Here is an 18,200-nt window from a genome sequence, read left to right on the forward strand (position 1 = left end):
CGCCTCGACCAGGTCCGGCACGAGCTCGGGCGGGTGCTGCAGGTCGGCGTCCATGACGACGATCCAGCCGGGCTTGCGCGTACCCGCCGCCCGTATGCCCTCGACGACGGCCCCGCCGAGCCCACCCACGGGCTCCCGGCGCCGGATGACCGTGACGGGGTACGGGCAGGTGCGGGCTGCCTCCCGGATCACCTCGGCGGTGTCGTCGGTGGAGTCGTCGACGAAGACGACCTCGCAGGAGGGCAGGCGGGCGGGCAGGGCCGCGCCGAGGCGGCGCAGCAACTCCGCGACGTTCCCCGCCTCGTTGAAGGTGGGGACCAGGACGGTGACTGCTTCGGTGACCGCTTCGGTGACGGCGCGCGGGGCGCTTGTGGTCACTTCGGAGGAAGCCTCGGCAGGAACCTCGGCGCGGGCGTCGGCCCCCCGGGGTGCGCCGGTCTCGAAGAGCGTCACGGGGCGGCCTCCAGCAGCGCGACCCGCGGCCCGGCCTGCTGAGGCCCGGCCTGTGACGGACCCGCTTGCTGCGGACCGGCCTGCGACGTGCCGGCCCGGGCGGCCGCGGCCGCGACCCGCCGGATCTCGATCCGGTCCTCTCCGCGCCCGAAGGCCGCCACCACCTGCGAGTGCTCCAACGCCCCCTTGACCACCGGGAGATGGGAGGCGTCGCGCCGCACCGTCGGCGAGGCGACCACGTAGTCCAGGTCCCGCCACCCCCGCGGCAGCGTCCTGTTCACGGCCGGGTCCAGGTCGGCCTTGTAGAACCAGATGGCGCCCGTGCCGGGCGCGTAGCCGGCGTGCACGAGGTCGAGCCAGACGGCGTCGTCGACGAGGACGCGCGTACGGGCCGGGTCGGGAACGTTGCCCCGGTCCGCGAGCCAGGCCTTCGCGGCGCGGTAGGGGCCGTTGACGTCGGTGGTGAGGGCGGCGCGGTCGCCGTCGTACCAGCGGGGCACCACGTACGCGGCGGCCGTCACGGCGAGCAGGACGAGCGCGGTCCAGCGCGCCGCGTACCAGCGCCGGCGGAAGCCGGGCCGGGTGCGCAGCAGCGCGCAGGCCACGGACGCGGACGCTCCGGCGAGGGCCAGGGCCAGGAACGGCAGGGCCTGGATGACGTACATGGCCGGCAGGTAGCCCGAGGGCCGCATGGCCACGGCCGCCAGGATCAGCACGGCCAGCGCGGGCCCGGCGAGCGCCCGGCCGGTCACGGAGCGGCGGAAGGAGGCCAGGAGCACCACGGCCGCGGCGAGGCCGCCCACGGGCAGCACCCGGTCGTAGTAGAGCCAGGAGCCCAGCACGTCGTGGGCGGCGGACGAGGGGTCGAGGAGGAAGCCCGAACCGGCGCGGCTCATCTGGTACGTGATGCCGTCGACGAGCGAGACGTGTCCGGGGCCGGGGAACAGCTCGTGGTTGAGCAGCGCGAACAGCGGATACGCCAGGCCGATCAGCGCGCACACGGTGATCGCGCCCGTGAGCGCGAACTTGCGGGTGTCGCGGTGGCTGTGCCGCCACATGGTCACCAGCAGCGCGGGCAGGACGACCAGCATGGTCTCCTTCGACAGCACGGCGACCGCGGCGGTCACGCCCGCGCCGAAGTGGTGCCACAGGTGCCGTCTGGGGGAGGCCGCGAGGCAGAAGGCCAGCAGCATCCACATCACGGCGAGGTTGTCGAGGAAGATCTCCCGCTGCAGGACGACGGCGAGCGGGGAGAGCCCGAACAGGGCCGTGGCCAGGCCCGCGGCCCACAGCTGCAGGCCGAGCCGGCGCGCGAGCACGTGGAGGAGGACGCAGCCGGCCGCCGTCACCACGAGCATCGCGCCGCGCATCGTGGCGACCGTCAGCGACTCGGGTGAGAGGAGCGCGGGCAGCCACGTCAGCGCGGCTATCTGGATCCAGCCCAGCGGCGGGTGGTCGTACCAGTAGGTGTAGTGGGCGAGGCCCTCGCCCTGCTGGACGGCCCACGCCTGGGCCAGGTACGTGCCCTCGTCGTCGCTCAGGCCCGGGTAGCCGGTGATGTTCCAGCCCTGGACGATCAGGACGGCCACCAGCAGCAGACCGCACAGCAGCAGGTCGGGGCGGGAGCGGCGCAGGCGCAGCACGGGGCGGGCGGCGACCCGGGCCGTGGCGTGGTGAGCGGCCGCCGCCGGGCGGGCCGGGGCGGCGGGGAAAGTGGCGGTCACGTCGTGACGTCCTCTCGGGTGAGGTGCGCGCCGGCGTGGGCGGTGAGCTCCCACTCGTTGCGGCCCCGCTGCTCGCGCCAGACCGCGCGGATCGCGGCTCCGGCAAGGAGCAGCTGGTAGAAGGGCCCGCCGAGGACGAGCTTGAGGTAGTGCACGAAGCGCACGCGCAGGCCGTACTGCACTCCGAAGTCGTGCAGGCCGACGATCTCGAAGACGAAGGTGACGAAGGCGGTGACGGCCGGCAGGAAGGTGAGCACCGCGACGTACACGGGGACGTGGAGCAGGAGCGTCACGGCGATGTTGAGCGGCACGACCACGCCGGTGAAGGCCTGCAGGAACGGTGTCATCAGGGTGTAGCGGGCGAGCATCCGCTGCCCGAGGCCGGGCAGCCGGTGCCAGTCGCGCTTGCGGTAGACCTGCAGGAAGCCCTGGTTCCAGCGGGTGCGCTGCTTGAGCAGGCTCATCAGCGAGCCCGGCGTCTCCTCGCGGGTGACCATCTCGGGGTCGTAGGCGACGACGACGCGCTTGCCCTTGCTGGACAGCCGTACGCCCAGGTCGCAGTCCTCGGCGAGGCAGTCGGCGTCCCAGCCGTCCGCCTCGCGCAGCACCTCGGTGCGGACGAAGACGGTGTTGCCGCCGAGCGGGATGAAGCCCTTCTCCGCGTGCAGGTGCAGCCGGCTGCGGAACCAGAAGAAGTACTCCAGGCAGTTGCGCAGGCTGTACCAGCTGGAGTGGAAGTTGATGAGCTGGACGCCGCCCTGCACGACGTCGGCGCCGGTGCTGCGGAAGGCGTGGTCGACGTGCGCGAGCAGCGCCGGATGCACCTGGTCCTCGGCGTCGAAGACGCCCACCACGTCGCCCAGGCAGTGGGGGAGCGCGGTGTTGAGCGCCTTGGGCTTGTTCTTCACGGCATGCGTGTCGGTGATGACCCGGACGCGGTTGGGCGCGGCGGCGGCCATCCGCTCGGCGACCTCCGCGGTCTCCGGGTCGTCGTGCCCGACGATGACGAGGATCTCGTAGCGCGCATGCGTGGACTCCAGCAGGCGCCTGACGGTGTGTTCGAGGACGGCCTGCTCGTGCCGGGCGGGCACCAGCAGGGAGAACGACAGGGCGCCGGTGTCACCGGCCGGCTCGAACCGGGTCGCGGCGAGCGTCTCGGGCGTGCGCCAGGCGTGCATCTGCCACCACAGCGTGAAGGCGGCCATCCAGAACAGCGCCAGTGACACGGCGCAGACCAATACGGACGTGAGCAAAGATGTCCCCCCTAGACATGAATGCCGTGGGCGCGCCCGGCAGCGCTGAGTCAGCCACGAGCCGCGCGACGGCCAAGACCCCCCGGCCGTCACAGCAGCGTTGAATGCCCCCTCACGCGACTCCCCAGTGCGCGTGTGTCCCCCTTCGCAGGAGAGAGTAAGGGGGGCGGGTGAAACTCAGGTGCGTAATTGATAAATCCTGTGTTTCCGAACTTACGGTCGATGCCGGGGAGTTGGGGCATTGGCGGACCGGTCGGGCCTTCCGCCCGGCCCCGGAGAGTGGGAAACTGCCGCGTATGCGGGCATTGAGGCGCCTACGGGGACGATCGGTGCTGTGTGCAGCGGGTGCGCTGGCGCTCACGGCCGCGGCCGCGGCGGGGCTCACCGGCTGCCGTCAGGAGGGCCCGGGCGGGCTGGACTCGGTGATCGTGGCCGTGGCCGCCGACAAGCGGGCCACCGGCCGCCTGGAGCACGACGGCTATCCCGTCCAGTGGCTGACCTGCACGGGCAAGGCCGAGGACCCCGGCGTGACGGAGAAGGGCGGGGCGCGCCCGGTCAACGCGGTCGGCGTCGACTGCGACGGCCGTACCAGCGGCGGGCAGAAGATCATCGTCTACGGGCGGGTGACGGGCCTCTACGACGACTCGTGCGTGCAGGGGAAGCTGACGGCGAAGGTCGACGGGAAGACGGTCTTCACGGCGAGCGTCCTCGGCGACTGCTCGGGCAGCGGCGTGACGAACGGCGGCGGCGACTGCGGCGGCGGGAGCGGCGGCGGCAAGGGCGGCGGTGACAAGAGCACCGGCAACAACGGCGGCAAACAGGGGAAGAAGGACGACAAAAACTGGCAGGAAGGACATCACCAGTCCAAGTAGGGACATCGCCAAGCCGCCTGGAAGGCCGCCCCGGACGCCCGCTTACCCTTGGTCCATGTCCGAAGAGTCCCCGCTCCTCAAGAGCCTGCGTGCGGCCGTCGACGCCGCACCCGACGACGTGCCCCTGCGCCTGCACCTCGCCCAGCTGCTCCTCGACGCGGGGCACGTCCAGGACGCGATCTCCCAGGTCGCCGCGGCCCTGCAGCGGGAACCGGGCAACGCGGAGGCGCAGGCGCTGATCGCCCGCGCCGTCGCCCCGCCGGTGCCGGCCGCGGCCCCCGCCCCCGCCCCGGCACCTGCGCAGGCCGCACCCGCGCCCGCACCCGTACCCGCCCCCGCCGAGGCCCCGGACGGCGCGCCCGCCGAACCGCCCCGCTACGACTGGAAGCAGGCCGAGGACGAGCTGTCCGACGTCATCCCGCCCCGCTTCGTGGAGTCCTCGGAGCCGGAACCGGAGCCGGAGCCCGGTCAGCAGCCGCAGCCGCTGTCCGCCGACGGCGAGGACGACCCGGCCGGGGTGAGCGCCTGGGACGTCGAGAGCGCGGACCTCTCCCTCGCCGACGTCGGCGGCATGGACCAGGTCAAGGAGCGCCTCCAGGCCGCCTTCCTCGCCCCCATGCGCAACCCCGAACTGCGCAAGCTCTACGGCAAGAGCCTGCGCGGCGGACTGCTGATGTACGGGCCGCCCGGCTGCGGCAAGACGTACATCGCCCGCGCCGTCGCCGGCGAGCTGGGCGCCCGCTTCATGACGGTCAGCATCACCGACGTCCTCGACATGTGGATCGGCAACTCCGAGCGCAACCTGCGCGAACTCTTCGAGACGGCCCGCCGCAACGCCCCTTGCGTCGTCTTCCTCGACGAGCTGGACGCCCTCGGCGCCAAGCGCAGCCAGGTCCGCCACTCCGGCCTGCGCACCACGGTCAACCAGCTGCTGACCGAGCTGGACGGCGTGGACGCCCGGGCCAACGAGGGCCTGTTCGTGCTCGCCGCCACCAACCACCCCTGGGACGTCGACCCCGCCCTGCGCCGCCCCGGCCGCCTCGACCGCACGGTGCTGGTGCTGCCGCCCGACGAGTCCGCCCGCGAGTCGATTCTGCGCCACCACCTCAAGGACCGCCCGGTGGCCCGCATCGACCTGCGCAAGCTGGTCAAGCGCACGGACGGCTTCTCCGGCGCGGACCTGCGCCACCTGTGCGAGAGCGCGGCCGAGCGCGCCCTGATGGACTCGGTCCGCACCGGCCAGGCCCGCATGATCGAGACCGACGACCTGCTCGCGGCCCTCACCCAGCTCCGGCCCTCGACGGGCCCGTGGTTCGACTCGGCGCGCAGCGTCGCCCAGTTCGCCAACGAGGGCGGGCAGTACGACGAGCTGCTCGCGTACCTCAAGAAGAAGAGGATGCTCTGAGCGTGAGTGACACCCCCTACGGCGGCGGGCACCCGAACGTGGCCCGCGCCGAGGCGCTGCTGAGCGTCGGCCGGACCCAGGACGCCTGTGACCTCCTCACTTCGCACACGAAGGAGGTCTCCCACAAGGACGCCGACGTCTACGCCCTGCTCGCCTGCTGCTTCTACCGGATGCAGAAGTGGCCCGCGTCCCTGGTCATGGCGGAGTCCGCACTCAGCCTCAGCCCGTCCCACACCGACGGTCACATCTACCGCAGCGAGGCGCTGTGGCGCCTCGGCCGTGCGGACGAGGCCGTCACCGCGGCCCGCGAGGCGATACGGATCTCGCCGCACCACCAGACGCCCTACCAGTCGCTGTCGGCGGCCCTGCGGGCGGCGGGCGACCTCGACGGGGCGCTGGCGGCCGCGAACGAGTCCGTGCGCGTCAGCCCGGAGTCCGTGAACTCGCACTTCGCCCGGTACTCCGCCCTGATGGACATGGGCGACAAGGCCGGTGCGCAGCAGGTGATGCGCGACGTCCTGAGCTTCGCCCCCGAAGACGCCGACGCGCGCGCCATCCTTGCGGGACTCAAGGACGAGGCCCGCGAGCTCAGGCTGCCGGAGCTGGCCAAGGAGTACGCCGCCGCACTGGGATCCGACCCCACGAGCGCGTACATCACCGCCAAGCTGGAGGATGTCGCCCTGCGCCTGGTGCGGCGCACCCGCTGGGTCGCGCTGGTCTGCCTCGTCTACGCGGCCGTCGTCTCCCGGGCCTTCCCGACCGGCGACGACCCCACCTCCCTGCCCGCCCCGCTCGGCCCGCGGATGTGGTTCTTCTTCCTGATGTGCGTGGGCTGGGGGCTGTGCGTCTGGCGCACGTACTTCAAGCTGCCGAAGGGCGCCCAGCTCACCCTGCTGTCGGTGGTCCGGCGCGCCTTCGCCGCGAAGCTGGCCGTGGCGCACTCGCTGTGGGGCACGCTCTGCGCGGTACTGCTGGTGACCGTGCCGTGGACGGACCGCGGCTACGAGCAGGCGCTCGCGTGGATCGGCGGGGTGCCCGTGGTGCTCGCCATGTGGTGGGGGAACGCCCGGCGGCGCAACGAGCGCGAGGAGGCCGAGAAGGCGAAGGAGAAGCGGCTGAAGAGCGCCCGCGAGAGGGAATCGCAGGCCGCCCGGTAACATCCGGACGGTACGAGCCGACGACGCGTGAGGAGCCCACCGGTGGCGGGAGAACCGCAGGCCGACTGCCTGTTCTGCAAGATCGTCAAGGGGGAGGTGCCGGCGACGGTCGTCAAGGAGACGGAGACCACCCTCGCCTTCCGGGACATCAACCCCCAGGCGCCCGTGCACGTCCTGGTCATCCCCAAGGTGCACTACCCGGACGCGGCCTCCCTCGCCGCGGCCGAGCCGGCGATCACCGCCGACGTGCTGAGGACCGCGGGCGAGGTGGCTCTCCAGGAGAACGGGGACAAGGGCTTCCGCATCGTCTTCAACACCGGCGCCGGCGCCGGGCAGACCGTCTTCCACGCGCACGCCCACGTCCTCGGCGGCCGCGGCTTCAACTGGCCCCCCGGGTAGGAAGAACCCCCTTGTCCGTACGCGAACTCGTCATCCTGGGCACCGCCAGCCAGGTGCCCACGCGGCACCGCAACCACAACGGCTACGTCCTGCGCTGGGACGGCACCGGCCTGCTCTTCGACCCGGGCGAGGGCACCCAGCGGCAGATGCTGCGCGCGGGGGTGGCGGCGCACGACCTGAACCGGCTGTGCGTCACCCACTTCCACGGCGACCACTCCCTCGGCCTCGCCGGGGTGATCCAGCGCATCAACCTGGACCAGGTGCCGCACCCCGTCACCGCGCACTACCCGCGCAGCGGCAAGCGCTTCTTCGAGCGCCTGCGGTACGCCACCGCATACCGCGAGACGGTGCAGCTGGCCGAGGAGCCCGTCTCCGGCGCGGGCGGGGTGCTGGCCGAGGAGCCCTCGTACCGCCTGGAGGCCCGCAAGCTCTCGCACCCGGTCGAGTCCTACGGCTACCGCCTGGTCGAGCCCGACGGGCGGCGCATGCTGCCCGAGCGGCTCGCCGCGCACGGCATCGCGGGCCCGGACGTCGGCCGGCTGCAGCGCGAGGGCGCGGTCGGCGGGGTCACCCTGGACGAGGTGAGCGAGGTCCGGCGCGGGCAGCGGTTCGCGTTCGTGATGGACACCCGGCTGTGCGACGGCGTGTACGAGCTCGCCGAGGGCTGCGACATGCTCGTCATCGAGTCGACGTTCACCGACGAGGACGCGGCCCTCGCCGCGGACCACGGCCACCTGACGGCCGGTCAGGCCGGGCGGGTCGCCGCGGAAGCGGGAGTGCGCCATCTCGTGCTGACGCACTTCTCGCAGCGGTACGACGACCCCGCGGTCTTCGAACAGCAGGCCCGGGCGGCGGGCTTCGAGGGCGAGCTCACGGTCGCCCGGGACCTGATGCGCGTCCCTGTGCCGAAAAGGCGCTAGGGAGCGGGGTTACGGGAGGAAGTACATCGGGTTCGGCAGCTTGTAGGTGTGCTGCGCGTACCCGCCCTGCAGGTCGCTGTGCTGGTCGCCGAAGTTGGCGACGATGCGGTAGCCCTGGGACTCGATGTGCTTGCGTGTGCCCGCCTTGTACTCGACGGTGGTGCACTTGGCGCCGCACGGCAGGTACGCCGGCGGCGTCTGCTTGTTCTTCAGGTAGAAGTGCGCGGGGTCGGCGGCGGGCTTGTAGCCGGCGTTCTTGAGGTTGCGCACGCTCCAGTCGCGCTGGTGCTCGCCGCGGCCGGTGACGTAGAAGACCGTGATGCCCTTGGACTGCGCCCAGTTGACCAGCTGCGGCATGCCGAAGACCGGGGCCATGTCGGTGGACTTCAGGTACGCGTCCTGGGACTCGGGCGTGAAGTGGAAGCCGACCTGGAGCTCGTAGTTGTAGGTGAGCAGGGTCGTGTCGTCGAGGTCGAGGACGATGGCGGGCCTGGCGCCCTTCTTGCCCTTGCCCGCCTGGTTCTTGACGACCTTCTCCAGCTGCGCCTTCGCCTTCTTCTCGATGTCGGCGACCTGCTTGGCGTAGTTGCTGTCGGGCGACGCGTGGTGCTGGCCGTTCTTGTCGACCGTGTCGCCGTAGTAGGCCTTGATCTTGTCCGTCACCTTGGTGAGGTTCGGGATCTCCTTGTCCGTGCGCGGTGCGGACTGCTCCGCGCCGGCCGCGCCGGCCGTGTAGAGGCCGGCGCCGACGGCGAGTGCGGCGCCGGCCGCGGCGATGCGGGCGCGCTTGGACGCAAGGCTGAGCTGCACGTGTGTACTCCTGAGTAGCAAGGGCGGTGCAGCGCGAAGCTAGGGCCTTGCCGGGTGCAGGTCAAGCAAGTGCAGGTCAAGCCTTGTCTACGCGGGTAGGGGCGTCGTCTCCCCTCCCGGGCGCCGGACGGGCCCGCGCCCGGCCCGCTCCAGGATGCGGGCCGCGACCGCCGGCGAGTCGACCAGCGGGTGCAGGGCGAGGGCGCGCAGCGCCGCGCCGCGGTCCTCGTGCACCGCGGCCGCGATCGTGGCCCGCTCGACCGCCTTGAGCTGCAGCATCAGCCCCAGCTGGTCCTCGCGCAGCGGCTTGCACGGCAGGGGGCGGGCGCCCCGGGCGTCCACCTCGCAGACCGTCTCGATGATGGCCTCGGGGGCCAGCCCGGGGACGGTCGTGCCGTTGGGGACGTTGAGGATCAGGCGCGCGGGCTCGTCCCGGGCGACGGCCCGCATCAGTTCGAGCGCTACCTTGTCGTAGCCGCCCCCGTCCAGGTCGCAGGAGTCCCGCTGCCAGCCGCCGCTGGCCGCGCGGCTCTCGGCCATGTAGGTCGACTCGCGCTGCAGCCGGGTGCGCTCCCACAGCTCGTACGAGCGCTCCGGCGCGGCCGCCGCCTCGGTGAAGAAGCCGCTCTGCTGCTGGTCGAGGAACTGGCCCCGGGTCTCGGGGGATTCCAGCACCGAGCGCAGGGTCTCGCGGCGGAAGTAGTAGTAGTGCAGGTATTCGTTCGGCAGCGCGCCCAGGGCGCGCAGCCAGTCCGCGCCGAAGAGCTTGCCCTCCTCGAAGGAGGCCAGGGCCTCGTCGTCCGCGAGCAGGCGCGGCAGCAGGTCCTCGCCGCCGGCGCACAGCGATCTGAGCCAGCCCAGGTGATTGAGTCCCACGTAGTCGAAGGTCACCCGATCCGGGTCGGCTCCGGCGGCCCGCGACGCCCGCCGCACCAGCCCCACGGGCGAATCGCAGATGCCGATGACCCGCCGCCCCAGAACGGCCGACATCGCCTCCGTCACCATGCCCGCGGGGTTGGTGAAGTTGATGACCCAGGCGTCGGGGGCGACCGCCGCCACCCGTTCCGCGATCTCCAGGGCCACCAGCACCGTGCGCAGCCCGTACAGGACCCCGCCCGCGCCGACGGTCTCCTGTCCCAACACCCCTTCGCTCAGGGGGATCCGCTCGTCCAGCACCCGGCCGGCCGTGCCGCCCACCCGGATGGCCGAGAACACGAAGTCGGTGCCGCGCAGCGCGTCGTCCAGGCCGTGCGCGATGCGCACGGAGGGGGCGCCGGGCACCCCGTCGGCCTGCGCCGCCAGCACCGAAGCGATCACTCTCATCCGCATGGAATCGGTGTCGTAGAGCACGAGTTCCGTACAGCGGCCCGGGGTGTCGCGCCGCGCGTCGTCCAGGAGGGCCCGGTGCACCAGAGGCACCCGGAACCCGCCACCGCCGAGAATCGTCAGCCTCATATTCCGGAAGGTACCTCAGCATCGGGCACACTGTCCGGATCCGCACCCCGTGAGAGGAGCAGCGAGCGCGTATGACGACCTCTTCGCCCCACTCGACGCCCCGGCAGGACATCCGGAACGGGCACTGCCCGGGCGAGCGCACCGAGGGATTCGAGTTCCAGGGGGCGGCTCCCGTCCTCGACCCGCTGGCGGAGGTCCGCTCGGCGGACGACCCGCCCACCGACGTGTACCTGACCGGAACGGTCTTCCTCGACATCATCTTCACGGGCCTGGACTCGGCCCCCGTGCGCGGCACGGAGTCCTGGGCGCGGGGCATGGGGTCGAGCCCGGGCGGCATCGCCAACATGGCCACCGCCCTGGCCCGGCTGGGCCTGCGCACCTCCCTCGCCGCGGCCTTCGGGGACGACATGTACGGCGAGTACTGCTGGGAGGCGCTCGCGCAAGGGGAGGGGATCGATCTCGGCCTGTCGCGCACGGTGGCCGGGTGGCACTCGCCGGTGACCGTCTCGATGGCCTACGAGGGCGAGCGGACGATGATCTCGCACGGGCACGAGGCGCCGCCGCCCGGTGCCGGAGGGGTGCCCGCGCCCGAGTGCCCGCCGTCCTCGCGGGCCTGCGTGGCCCTGCTGGTGCCGGGCCGCGAGGAGGAGTGGATCGCCCGGGCGGCGGCCCGCGGCAGCAGGGTCTTCGCGGACGTCGGCTGGGACGAGACCGGCCGCTGGGACCCGGCCGACCTGGCGGGCCTGGAGCACTGCGAGGCCTTCCTGCCCAACGCGGAGGAGGCCATGCGCTACACCCGCACCGACTGCCCGCGGGCCGCCGCCCGCGCGCTCGCCGAGAAGGTGCCGGTCGCCGTCGTCACGATGGGGGAGAAGGGCGCCTTCGCGGTCGACAGCCGCACGGGGGAGAGCGCGGAGGTCCCGGCGATCGCCGTCGAGGCGCTCGACCCCACGGGCGCCGGCGACGTCTTCGTCGCGGGCTTCGTCACGGGCACCCTGGCCGGCTGGCCGCTCGCCGACCGGCTCGCCTTCGCCGGGCTGACGGCCGCCCTTTCCGTACAGGAATTCGGAGGGTCGCTGTCGGCCCCCGGGTGGGTCGAGATCGCCGCCTGGTGGAAGCACGTGCGGTCCTACGACGACCAGAGCCCGGCCGTCCGCCGCCGCTACGCCTTCCTCGACGGGCTGCTGCCCGCGGCCGCCCGGCCCTGGCCGCTGCGCCGGGCGGTCCCCACCCTCGGTTTCCGCAGACCGTAGCCGCGGGGCCCGCGCGGGCGGGCCCCGTGCAGCCGGAAAAGCCCTCGGGCCCGTGCGCCTGCCGTCGTACCCTGGTATTCCAAGGATTTCCGGACACCGTCCGGACACAGGAGTGCAGAGAAGAGGCGATGAGCAGGCCATCGGGCCGGCCCATGACGCAGACACCCACACGACCGCAGGCGACGGCGAGGTTCACGGTCCCGGCCAAGCACCCCATGGTGACGGTCCTGGGCTCGGGGGACTCCCTCCTGCGGGTCATCGAGAAAGCGTTCCCGGCGACGGACATCCACGTACGGGGCAATGAGGTAAGCGCCACCGGGGAGCCGCGGGAAGTCGCCCTCGTACAGCGCCTGTTCGACGAGATGATGCTGGTGCTCCGCACGGGTGCGCCGATGACGGAGGACGCGGTGGAACGCTCGATCGCCATGCTCAGGGACGAGGAGCAGGGGGCCGAGACCCCCGCCGAGGTCCTCACCCAGAACATCCTCTCCAGCCGCGGTCGCACCATCCGGCCCAAGACGCTCAACCAGAAGCGCTACGTCGACGCGATCGACAAGCACACGGTCGTCTTCGGCATCGGCCCCGCCGGCACCGGCAAGACCTACCTGGCCATGGCCAAGGCGGTCCAGGCCCTGCAGTCCAAGCAGGTCAACCGGATCATCCTGACCCGGCCGGCGGTCGAGGCGGGCGAGCGGCTCGGCTTCCTGCCCGGCACGCTCTACGAGAAGATCGACCCCTACCTGCGCCCCCTCTACGACGCGCTGCACGACATGCTCGACCCCGACTCCATCCCGCGCCTGATGGCCGCCGGGACGATCGAGGTCGCGCCGCTGGCGTACATGCGCGGCCGCACCCTCAACGACGCCTTCATCATCCTCGACGAGGCCCAGAACACCAGCCCCGAGCAGATGAAGATGTTCCTCACCCGGCTCGGCTTCGACTCCAAGATCGTCATCACGGGCGACATCACCCAGGTCGACCTCCCCGGCGGTACGAAGAGCGGACTGCGCCAGGTCCGGGAGATCCTCGAAGGGGTGGAGGACGTCCACTTCTCCCTGCTCACCAGCAACGACGTCGTCCGGCACAAGCTCGTCGGCCGTATTGTCGACGCGTACGAGCAGTACGACAGCCGAAACGAAAGCACCCCCCGGTAAAAACACGATGGCTATCGACGTCAACAACGAATCCGGCACGGACATCGACGAGCAGGCGGTCCTCGACATCGCCCGCTACGCCCTGGCCCGGATGCGCATCCACCCGCTCTCCGAACTCTCGGTCATCGTTGTCGACGCCGAAGCCATGGAGCAGCTCCACATCCAGTGGATGGACCTGCCCGGCCCGACCGATGTGATGTCCTTCCCGATGGACGAGCTCCGTCCCCCGGCCAAGGACGACGACGAGCCCCCCCAGGGCCTCCTCGGTGACATCGTGCTGTGCCCGGAGGTCGCCGAGAAGCAGGGCCTGGACGCGCCGACCCGGCACTCCATGGACGAGGAGCTCCAGCTCCTCACCGTCCACGGCGTCCTCCACCTCCTCGGCTACGACCACGAGGAGCCCGACGAGAAGGCCGAGATGTTCGGCCTCCAGGCCGCCATCGTCGACGGCTGGCGGGCCGAGCGCGGGATCGAGGGGCCGTCCCCGGCACCCACGATCACGTGACCGGCCAGCTGATCGCGGTCGCGGTCCTCCTCCTGGTCGTGGCCTGGCTCGCCGCCTGCGCCGAGGCCGGCCTCGCGCGGACCACCCGGTTCCGCGCGGAGGAGGCCGTCCGCTCCGGGCGGCGCGGCAGCGCCAGGCTGATGGCCGTCGCCGCCGACCCCACCCGCTACCTGAACGTGGCCCTGCTCGTCCGCGTCGCCTGCGAGATGGCGGCCGGCGTGCTGGTCACCTACGCCTGCCTGCAGGAGTTCGAGAAGACCTGGCAGGCGCTGACCGTCGCCATCGCCGTCATGGTCCTCGTCTCCTACGTTGCCGTCGGCGTCTCCCCGCGCACCATCGGGCGCCAGCACCCGCTGGGCACCGCCACCGCGGCCGCCTACGTCCTGCTGCCACTCGCCCGCGTCATGGGCCCGGTGCCGCAGCTGCTGATCCTCATCGGCAACGCCCTCACCCCCGGCAAGGGCTTCCGCAAGGGACCCTTCGCCTCCGAGGCCGAGCTGCGGGCGATGGTCGACCTCGCGGAGAAGGAGTCCCTGATCGAGGACGAGGAGCGCCGCATGGTGCACTCCGTCTTCGAGCTCGGCGACACTCTCGTGCGCGAGGTGATGGTGCCGCGCACGGACCTCGTCGTCATCGAGCGCGGCAAGACCATCCGCCAGGCCCTCACCCTCGCCCTGCGCTCCGGCTTCTCCCGGATCCCGGTCACCGGCGAGAGCGAGGACGACATCGTGGGCGTCGTCTACCTCAAGGACCTCGTCCGCAAGACGCACATCAGCCGGGACGCGGAGTCCGAGCTGGTCTCCACCGCGATGCGGCCCGCCGTCTTCGTGCCCGACACGAAGAACGCGGGGGACCTGCTGCGGGAGATGCAGCAGCAGCGCAACCACTGCGCCGTCGCCATCGACGAGTACGGCGGCACCGCCGGCATCGTCACCATCGAGGACATCCTCGAGGAGATCGTCGGCGAGATCACCGACGAGTACGACCGCGAGCTGCCGCCCGTCGAGGAGCTCGGCGACGGCCGCTACCGCGTCACCGCCCGCCTCGACCTCGGCGACCTCGGCGAGCTCTACGGCTTCGACGAGCTCGACGACGAGGACGTGGAGACGGTCGGCGGCCTGCTGGCCAAGTCCCTGGGCCGGGTGCCGATCGCGGGCGCGGTGGCCGAGGTCGACCTCGCCGGCTACGGGCTCGGGGAACCCGGCGGCATCACCGGCCTCCGCCTGACCGCGGAGGCCGCGGCGGGCCGCCGGAACCGCATCGTGACGGTGCTGGTGGAACCGGTTCGCTGACTTCACCCCCTGCCGTACGGGCCGGGTGGTCGCCGCGACGCGGCAACCACCCGGCCCGAACGGCATCCGGGGAAGGTCAGACCTTGCCCCGCGTGCGCAGGCCCACCGCCACCAGGACCGCCACCGCCGCCACGACCGCGGCGTCCACGCCCAGGCCCAGGCGGATGCCGCCCAGCGTCGCCGAAGCGAAGCCGGAACCGCTGTCCTGGAGCGAAGCCGTCCGCGCGGCGGAGACCGCGCTCAGCAGCGGGATCCCGATCGTGAGCCCGACCTGCTGCGAGCTGGTCACCAGCCCCGTGGCCAGGCCCTGCTCGGTGTCCGGCAGGCCCGACGTCGCCGTCACCCCGTAGGCGACGATCGCCCACAGGTGCCCGATGCAGGCGACGCTCGCCGCCACCAGGGCCAGCCACGCACCCGAGGCGTCCTGCCCCAGGGCGAGCAGCGCGGCCGAGAAGACGGCCTGGACGGCCAGGCCTGCGAGGAGCGTGGTGCGGGCGCCGAAACGGGCGATGACCCGCGGCGCGGTCATGCCGGCGGCGACGGCGAAGACGCCCTGCACGCCGAAGACCAGACCCGTGCGGAAGGCCGAGAGCTCCAGCACCTCCTGCAGGTAGAGGGTGAGCAGGAAGACGACGGTGCTCATCATCGCGAAGGTGACCAGCCCGGCCAGGTTCCCCCAGGCGACCGTCCGCCGCCGCAGCATCGGCAGGGAGACCAGCGGCTCGGCGGCCCGGGACTCGACGACGACGAAGGCCACGAGCAGGACGGCGCCCAGCACCAGCGAGACGAGGACGTCCGCGCCCCCGAAGCCCCGCTGGGCCGCCGTCGACAGCCCGTAGATGAGGGCCAGCAGACCGCCGGTGACGGTCACCGCGCCCGGTATGTCGACCCGGGGCCGCTGCGGGTGCCGGGACTCGGTGAGCAGACGCGGTGCGAGCGCGAGGATGCCGAGGCCGGCCACGGCCAGCAGGCCCATCGTCGAGCGCCAGCCGAGCGTGTCGGTCATGACGCCGCCGAGCACCATGCCGATGGTGAAGCCGAGGGAGAGCAGGGTGCCGCTGATGCCCAGGGCCCGTTCGCGCTGCGGGCCCTCGGCGAAGGTCGTGGTCAGCAGCGACATGCCGGTCGGCACGATGACGGCCGCGCCGAGCCCCTGCAGGGCGCGCCCGGCGAGGAAGACGGCCGGGGCCCAGGCGAGCGTGGCGAGCACGGAGGCCGCGGTGAACAGCGCGAGCCCGCACAGGAAGACGCGGCGCCGCCCGTACAGATCGGCGATCCGGCCGGAGAGCAGCAGGAAGCCGCCGGAGGGGAGGGCGAAGGCGGTGACCGCCCACTGCAGGTCGGCCTGGCCCATGCCGAGGTCGTCGCCCAGGACGGGCAGGGCCACGTTCAGGATGGAGAAGTCGAGGGCCACGATGAACTGCGCGGCGCACAGCACGAGCAGGACCAGCCTGTCGCGGGCGGACATGCCCGGGCCGGCCGCGGCGGCCGCGCCGGCAGGGGTCGTACGGGGAGGGGAGTCGATCGCCATGCGCCCACCTTCCGGCGCGCGGAAGAAACGTGGGGAGAGCGTGCTTATGGTGGTGGCCGCACCACCAGGCAAGGGGGAGAGATGACCGTACAGGCGCGTCGTCGCCAAGAGCTGCGTGACTTCCTGATGACCCGTCGGGCCCGGGTGTCCCCTGCGGACGTGGGCCTGCCGGACGGCGGGGGCCGCCGCCGCACGCCCGGACTGCGCCGCGAGGAGGTCGCGGTCCTCGCGGGCGTGGGCGCCTCCTGGTACCAATGGCTGGAGCAGGGGCGGGACATCACCGTCTCGCCGCAGGTGCTGGACTCCGTGGCGAACGTGCTCAAGCTGAGCGGGGACGAGCACCGGCACCTCTACGTGCTCGCCGGGCTGAACCCGCCGCAGCCGCAGTCCCCGGACCCGGACTACCTGTGCGAGGGCCTGCAGCGGCTGATCGACGGCTGGATGCCGTACCCGGCGCACATCATGGACCCGTACTGGAACCTGGTCGCCTTCAACGACTCGGCCCGTATGGTCATCGGCTTCCGCCGGAAGCCGCGGCCCAACTGCCTGGTCGACTTCTTCACCGACCCCGCCTACCGCGCCCGCGCGGCGAACTGGGAGCAGAACGCCCGGCGGGTCGTCGCCCAGTACCGCGCCGCGTGCTCGGAACGCCCGGGCGACGAGGGGTTCCAGGAGATCGTGGCGGAGGTGGCCGCGGCGAGCCCGGAGTTCGCGGAGCTGTGGGCGCAGGGCGATGTGCAGGCGGGCGGCCAACTGGTCAAGGAGTTCGACCACCCGGTGGCCGGGCACCTGTACCTGGAGAGCACGCACCTGCGGGTGCCGGCCCGGCCCGACCTGACGATCGTCATGCACAACCCGGTGGCGGGCACGGGCACGGCCGCGAAGCTGGAGCGGCTCGTCTCGCCGGAGGGACGGCGGGACGGCATGTACTCGGTCGCGGGCTGACGGGGCCGGCGCGGGCCGCCGAGGCGGGGGAGGGGCCGCCGGAGCCCGGGGGCTTTGCCCTGTGCATACTTCGGGCAGACCATCCCTTTACCTAAGGATTCCTCGTGTCCGCTGCCCTGCGCCGTGGCGCCCTCGCCGCGTTCGCCGCCGCGTCCCTCCTGGCCCTCTCCGCCTGCGGCGACGGCGGCAAGGACGGGAAGCAGCCGTCCGCCGCGCCGAGCGGCGGCCCGGCCACCGGCAGCGCCGCCCCCGCCCCGGGCGCCCCGGGCAAGGACGAGGGGGCCCGCCCCCTCACCGCCGGGCAGGCCGAGGCGGCCCTGCTCACGCCCGGCGACCTGCCCTCCGGCTGGGAGGTGAACAAGGACATCCCGGCCTACGACGTCGGCGCGAGCGGCATGCAGTTCGGCAAGGCCGACAAGGCCGCGTGCCAGCCCCTGCTCGACGTCTTCGTCGGCGCGGACAACGGCCCCAAGGCACAGGCCCACGCCATGACCGACCTCAAGCAGGCCGGCGACACCGGGATCCAGATGACCCAGGGCGTCACCTCCTACCAGGAGGCCGAGGCCGTCAGGATCATGCAGCAGAAGATCGACTTCGGTGCCTGCGGGACGTTCAAGGCCAAGGGCGCCGACGGCACCACGGACGAGGCCGCCGGCAGCGAGCTGAAGGTGCCCGCGCTCGGTGACGGGGCCCGCGGCGCGCGGGTCGTCTTCGCCGCGACCGAGGAGGGCGTGAGCATCCAGCACGACATCGCGGCCGTCCGCGTCGGCGGCACCGTCGTGACCGTCTCCCAGGCCAGCTTCACCACCGCCGACACGGCCGCCTTCGAGTCCGCCCTGCGCAAGGCCGTCGAGAAGGTGCAGCAGGCGCAGAAGAAGGCCGGCGGCAAGGGCTGATCCCGGGGCGGTCCGGCGGACCGGCGCTGCTTATGCTCCCCGGTATGACGGAGACCACGCTGGACCCCGAAGACCGCAAGATCATCACGCTGGCCCGTTCCGCGCGCGCCCGCAACGGCGTGCCCGAGGGCGCCGCCGTGCGCGACGAGACCGGCCGCACGTACGTGGCCGGCACG

The 18,200-nt window shown here is 72.5% G+C and carries 17 protein-coding genes and 1 pseudogene; 12 read left to right on the top strand and 6 right to left on the bottom strand.

Annotation, left to right across the window (positions count from 1 at the left end):
• From V7793_RS18350 to V7793_RS18360, 3 genes are all read right to left on the bottom strand, one after another.
• A partial coding sequence (locus tag V7793_RS18350; RefSeq protein ID WP_336007857.1) for a glycosyltransferase occupies positions 1-378 on the bottom strand: 378 nt, incomplete at its 3' end.
• 71 nt (positions 379-449) lie between these two features.
• Positions 450-2,177 (bottom strand): ArnT family glycosyltransferase, encoded by a 1,728-nt coding sequence (locus tag V7793_RS18355; protein WP_443057941.1) that lies wholly within the window; start codon positions 2,175-2,177, stop codon positions 450-452.
• Positions 2,174-3,382, bottom strand: coding sequence for a glycosyltransferase (locus V7793_RS18360; protein ID WP_443057942.1), 1,209 nt, complete (start codon positions 3,380-3,382; stop codon positions 2,174-2,176). Before V7793_RS18360 ends, V7793_RS18355 begins: the two co-directional genes overlap by 4 nt.
• Before the next feature lie 377 nt (positions 3,383-3,759).
• On the opposite strand from V7793_RS18360, the gene V7793_RS18365 reads away from it, so the two are divergent.
• From V7793_RS18365 to V7793_RS18385, 5 genes are read left to right on the top strand one after another with little or no spacing between them, the layout of a single operon-like run.
• Positions 3,760-4,302: a hypothetical protein gene (locus V7793_RS18365; RefSeq protein ID WP_336007825.1), complete on the top strand. Its 543-nt coding sequence runs from the start codon at positions 3,760-3,762 to the stop codon at positions 4,300-4,302.
• A gap of 55 nt (positions 4,303-4,357) precedes the next feature.
• Complete coding sequence (locus V7793_RS18370; protein ID WP_336007827.1) at positions 4,358-5,707, top strand: ATP-binding protein; 1,350 nt, start codon at positions 4,358-4,360, stop codon at positions 5,705-5,707.
• 2 nt (positions 5,708-5,709) lie between these two features.
• Entirely contained in the window at positions 5,710-6,864 is a 1,155-nt protein-coding gene (locus V7793_RS18375) for a tetratricopeptide repeat protein (RefSeq protein ID WP_336007829.1), read from the top strand.
• 42 nt (positions 6,865-6,906) lie between these two features.
• Positions 6,907-7,263 (top strand): histidine triad nucleotide-binding protein, encoded by a 357-nt coding sequence (locus V7793_RS18380; protein ID WP_336007832.1) that lies wholly within the window; start codon positions 6,907-6,909, stop codon positions 7,261-7,263.
• Positions 7,264-7,274: 11 nt separating this feature from the next.
• The gene (locus V7793_RS18385; RefSeq protein WP_336007834.1) at positions 7,275-8,183 is read left to right on the top strand and encodes a ribonuclease Z; all 909 of its coding nucleotides are present in this window, start codon (positions 7,275-7,277) and stop codon (positions 8,181-8,183) included.
• Between the two features lie 9 nt (positions 8,184-8,192).
• On the opposite strand, the gene V7793_RS18390 is transcribed toward V7793_RS18385, so the two are convergent.
• On the bottom strand, positions 8,193-8,993 hold the full coding sequence (locus V7793_RS18390; RefSeq protein WP_336007836.1) for an HAD family acid phosphatase: 801 nt from the start codon (positions 8,991-8,993) through the stop codon (positions 8,193-8,195).
• An 87-nt stretch (positions 8,994-9,080) separates the two neighbouring features.
• Positions 9,081-10,448: a 6-phospho-beta-glucosidase gene (locus tag V7793_RS18395; protein WP_336007839.1), complete on the bottom strand. Its 1,368-nt coding sequence runs from the start codon at positions 10,446-10,448 to the stop codon at positions 9,081-9,083.
• A gap of 71 nt (positions 10,449-10,519) precedes the next feature.
• On the opposite strand from V7793_RS18395, the gene V7793_RS18400 reads away from it, so the two are divergent.
• From V7793_RS18400 to V7793_RS18415, 4 genes are all read left to right on the top strand, one after another.
• Positions 10,520-11,701 (top strand): carbohydrate kinase family protein, encoded by a 1,182-nt coding sequence (locus V7793_RS18400; RefSeq protein WP_336007841.1) that lies wholly within the window; start codon positions 10,520-10,522, stop codon positions 11,699-11,701.
• 152 nt (positions 11,702-11,853) lie between these two features.
• Entirely contained in the window at positions 11,854-12,855 is a 1,002-nt protein-coding gene (locus V7793_RS18405) for a PhoH family protein (RefSeq protein WP_336007843.1), read from the top strand.
• Between the two features lie 7 nt (positions 12,856-12,862).
• Positions 12,863-13,360: an rRNA maturation RNase YbeY gene (gene ybeY, locus V7793_RS18410; protein ID WP_168095635.1), complete on the top strand. Its 498-nt coding sequence runs from the start codon at positions 12,863-12,865 to the stop codon at positions 13,358-13,360.
• Positions 13,357-14,652, top strand: coding sequence for a hemolysin family protein (locus V7793_RS18415; RefSeq protein WP_336007846.1), 1,296 nt, complete (start codon positions 13,357-13,359; stop codon positions 14,650-14,652). Before ybeY ends, V7793_RS18415 begins: the two co-directional genes overlap by 4 nt.
• 76 nt (positions 14,653-14,728) lie before the next feature.
• Here V7793_RS18415 and V7793_RS18420 read toward each other — a convergent pair whose 3' ends face one another.
• Positions 14,729-16,183 carry an MFS transporter gene (locus V7793_RS18420; RefSeq protein ID WP_336007848.1) on the bottom strand — a complete coding sequence of 485 codons (1,455 nt, stop codon included), beginning with the start codon at positions 16,181-16,183 and terminating at the stop codon, positions 14,729-14,731.
• Positions 16,184-16,264: 81 nt separating this feature from the next.
• On the opposite strand from V7793_RS18420, the gene V7793_RS18425 reads away from it, so the two are divergent.
• From V7793_RS18425 to V7793_RS18435, 3 genes and pseudogenes are all read left to right on the top strand, one after another.
• Positions 16,265-17,128 (top strand): helix-turn-helix transcriptional regulator, encoded by an 864-nt coding sequence (locus V7793_RS18425; protein ID WP_336007851.1) that lies wholly within the window; start codon positions 16,265-16,267, stop codon positions 17,126-17,128.
• Positions 17,129-17,232: 104 nt separating this feature from the next.
• Entirely contained in the window at positions 17,233-18,024 is a 792-nt protein-coding gene (locus V7793_RS18430; RefSeq protein ID WP_336007854.1) for a hypothetical protein, read from the top strand.
• 32 nt (positions 18,025-18,056) lie between these two features.
• Positions 18,057-18,200 (top strand): annotated as a pseudogene (locus tag V7793_RS18435) (cytidine deaminase); the annotation flags it as partial.

The organism is Streptomyces sp. KLMMK, from assembly GCF_036961605.1.
Taxonomy (GTDB): Bacteria; Actinomycetota; Actinomycetes; order Streptomycetales; family Streptomycetaceae; genus Streptomyces; species Streptomyces telluris.

What these genes read in the sequence shown, in the direction of transcription:
- V7793_RS18360 (WP_443057942.1), bottom strand. Translation starts at nt 3,382, where the DNA reads ATGGCCGCCTTCACGCTGTGGTGGCAGATGCACGCCTGGCGCACGCCC.
- V7793_RS18370 (WP_336007827.1), top strand. Translation starts at nt 4,358, where the DNA reads ATGTCCGAAGAGTCCCCGCTCCTCAAGAGCCTGCGTGCGGCCGTCGAC.
- V7793_RS18395 (WP_336007839.1), bottom strand. Translation starts at nt 10,448, where the DNA reads ATGAGGCTGACGATTCTCGGCGGTGGCGGGTTCCGGGTGCCTCTGGTG.
- V7793_RS18400 (WP_336007841.1), top strand. Translation starts at nt 10,520, where the DNA reads ATGACGACCTCTTCGCCCCACTCGACGCCCCGGCAGGACATCCGGAAC.
- V7793_RS18405 (WP_336007843.1), top strand. Translation starts at nt 11,854, where the DNA reads ATGACGCAGACACCCACACGACCGCAGGCGACGGCGAGGTTCACGGTC.
- ybeY (WP_168095635.1), top strand. Translation starts at nt 12,863, where the DNA reads ATGGCTATCGACGTCAACAACGAATCCGGCACGGACATCGACGAGCAG.
- V7793_RS18420 (WP_336007848.1), bottom strand. Translation starts at nt 16,183, where the DNA reads ATGGCGATCGACTCCCCTCCCCGTACGACCCCTGCCGGCGCGGCCGCC.
- V7793_RS18425 (WP_336007851.1), top strand. Translation starts at nt 16,265, where the DNA reads ATGACCGTACAGGCGCGTCGTCGCCAAGAGCTGCGTGACTTCCTGATG.